4 protein-coding genes are annotated in these 3,017 nt (G+C 33.1%); all 4 read left to right on the top strand.

Translation table 11 applies throughout. The features are described 5' to 3' along the window. A partial coding sequence (locus ACH2BV_RS10355; protein ID WP_395050651.1) for a hypothetical protein occupies window positions 1-1,228 on the top strand: 1,228 nt, incomplete at its 5' end. Window positions 1,229-1,323: 95 nt separating this feature from the next. Further along, entirely contained in the window at window positions 1,324-1,878 is a 555-nt protein-coding gene (gene lptC / locus ACH2BV_RS10350) for an LPS export ABC transporter periplasmic protein LptC (protein ID WP_395050650.1), read from the top strand. 15 nt (window positions 1,879-1,893) lie between these two features. Continuing rightward, window positions 1,894-2,088: a hypothetical protein gene (locus ACH2BV_RS10345; RefSeq protein WP_395050649.1), complete on the top strand. Its 195-nt coding sequence runs from the start codon at window positions 1,894-1,896 to the stop codon at window positions 2,086-2,088. A gap of 2 nt (window positions 2,089-2,090) precedes the next feature. Further along, a partial coding sequence (locus tag ACH2BV_RS10340; RefSeq protein ID WP_395050648.1) for a hemolysin family protein occupies window positions 2,091-3,017 on the top strand: 927 nt, incomplete at its 3' end.

The raw sequence follows: 3,017 nt of genomic DNA, 5'->3' as shown, positions 1-3,017 counted from the left end.
CGCTTGTTTATTTTTGTCATTAGTTTCTTTTTCTCAAGAGGGCACTTCATCACCTTATTCTTTTTATGGAATTGGAGAGTCCAGATTTAATGGGTCAGTTGAAAGTCGCTCTATGGCTGGACTATCAATAGCGCCGGATAGTACACACATTAATTTACAAAATCCTGCTGGTTATGCAAATTTAAAATGGACAGCTTTTACGATGGCCGGAAGTAATAATCGGACAAAACAAAAATCAGGTACTTCAGCAGCAAAAGAACAAAGAAACACATTTGATTATTTATCATTAGGTATACCTTTAGGAAAATTTGGAGCAGCTTTTGGTTTATTACCCTACTCTTCGGTGGGTTATAGAATTGAAAATATTTCTTCAGATGGTTCCCAAAACAACAAACGGTTTAATGGTTGGGGTGGTTTGAACAGAGTTTTCCTTGGCGCAGGATATAGAATACTTCCTAATTTAAGCGTTGGAGCCAATGCGTATTATAATTTTGGAAAAATTCAAACCAATAGTTTGGAGTTTATTCCTTATGTTCCAATAGGATCTCGTGAATTGAATGTTACTGATTTGTCTGGTGTGAATTTTAACATTGGAATGATGTATCAGGCCAAAATCAATAAAAAAATGACGATTTTTAGTAGTTTATATTATACACCAAAAAGTATTTTGGTATCTAATAATACCAGAACTATCGGTACAGTGACTTATAATTCAAATTATGATGTACAAGGGGTAGATGTATTAGATCCTGTAATTTCCAAAACCGATTTGAATTTGCCGCAGAAATGGACTTTTGGTGCGGGAATTGGAGATTCAAAAAGGTGGTTTTTTGGATCTGAAGTTTCCTTTCAGGACGTTGGAAAATTATACAATAGTTATAATACCTTAGACAACGTAACTTACGAAAAATATCAAAAATATAGTTTTGGTGGATATTACACACCTAATTCAAATCCTTTTGTAGGTTATGCAAAAAGAATGACATATAGAGGCGGTTTTAAATACGAAAAAACTGGATTAGTGGTTAATTCTACTTCGATAAACGATGTTGGAATGACCTTTGGATTGGGATTGCCGGTGACAGGTTCTTTGTCTAATGTAAATTTAGGTTTCGAATTCGGGAAAAAAGGAACTACATCAAATAATTTGGTTCAGGAAAATTATTTCAACATAAACATAGGGATTTCGCTTAATGATAAATGGTTTGTGAGAAGTAAATTCCATTAATATTCAAAACCAGTTTTTGTTATACCATTTATGAATATAAATTAATCTAAAAAAGTTTTGGTGTAATTACACTATAACTTTGTTAAGTTCAGCAAATGACTTTACTAAAAAAATATCAAATCCTTGAAGTTGTCACGGTTCTTGCCGTGACACTGTTTTTTGGATGTGAAAGTAATTTTAAGGAAGTTCAAAAAAGTAATTTCACCGAGTTTGTGCCAAGTGGTGAAGCTGAAAATATTAACTTGAAATATACCGATTCAGGTCGAATACAAGTCATTTTGATGAGTCCAAAAATGTTGGAATATGGCAGTGTAGACTTTCCATTTACGGAATTTCCAAAAGGCATTGACGTCACTTTATATGACAAAAACGGCAAAAAGACTTATGTTAAATCAGATTATGCCACTTCTTACAAACTGACAAATCTTATTGATTTGAAAGGAAATGTAAAAATCACTTCTCAGGACGGTCAAGTACTCGAAACCCAACAATTGTACTTTGACCAAAAAAACGAATGGTTTTTTACCGAAAAAAGCTTTAAATTTACAGACCCAAAAGGAGTTTCGAGTGGTCAGGGGATCGATTTCAGTAAAGATTTCAAAGTTATTAATTCACAAAGAATAGCAGGCGAACTCGAATCAAATGAATAAATTTACAATCAAATTATGCAATACTTAAAATACACACCATACCTTTATCTTATTCTTGGAGTAGCATTTATTTATGATGGGATTACAAAATGGAATGATACAACCGCAACGCCAAAAATTAGTCTTTTTATCGGAGGCTTGGCGATTTTTATGTTTTTTTTCAGAAGAAGATTTGCAAAGAAACTCGAAGACCGAAATAAAAAACCCTGATTATGGAAATTAGTATTATCATATTGTGCCTAATACTATGTGCCTTTTTCTCAGGAATGGAAATCGCCTTCATTTCTTCCAATAAAATTTATCTCGAAATAGAGAAAAAACAGGATAGTTTCATCTCTAACATCCTAACAAAACTTACCGAAAAGCCTTCAAAATTTATCGCAGCCATGCTCATTGGAAACAATATTGCCTTAGTGGTTTATGGTTTTTTTATGGGCGATTTATTGATGCGTTGGATAGATTTGTTGAGTTTTCATTTTTCCGAATTTTTGAGTTTGATAATTCAAACGCTGATATCAACCATGATTGTTTTGGTTACCGCCGAGTTTTTGCCTAAAGTGTTCTTCCAAATTTATGCCAATTCATTGATGAAGTTTTTCGCGCTTCCTGCTTATGGTTTTTATATTTTGTTTTATTTTATTTCCACTTTTTTTATCTGGGTTTCCGATTTTGTTTTGGTGAAATTTTTCAAAACCGAAGGAGATCAGATACCGCTCTATTTTAGCAAAGCAGAACTTGGAAATTATATTACAGAACAAATGAGTACTGTGGAAGATAACGAAGAAATGGATTCTGAAATTCAAATGTTTCAAAACGCACTAGACTTTTCAGGAGTGAAAGCTAGAGATATTATGAGTCCCAGAACCGAAATTGTCGCAATTGATTTATTTGATTCTGTTGCTGAATTGAAAGATTTGTTTATCGAGACTGGTTATTCTAAAATTGTAGTGTATCAAAATTCGCTCGATGATATTATTGGTTACGTCCATTCATTTGATTTGTTCAAGAAACCCAAAAACATCAAATCCATTGTAATTCCTGTGGAATTTGTTCCTGAAACAATTTACATTAAAGATGCCATGGATTTACTTACAAAAAAACGAAAAAGCGTGGCCGTTGTGCTGGACGAATACGGAGGA

Source organism: Flavobacterium sp. (assembly GCF_043780635.1).
Lineage (GTDB): Bacteria > Bacteroidota > Bacteroidia > Flavobacteriales > Flavobacteriaceae > Flavobacterium.
This window is presented reverse-complemented; position numbering and strand designations above follow the sequence as displayed.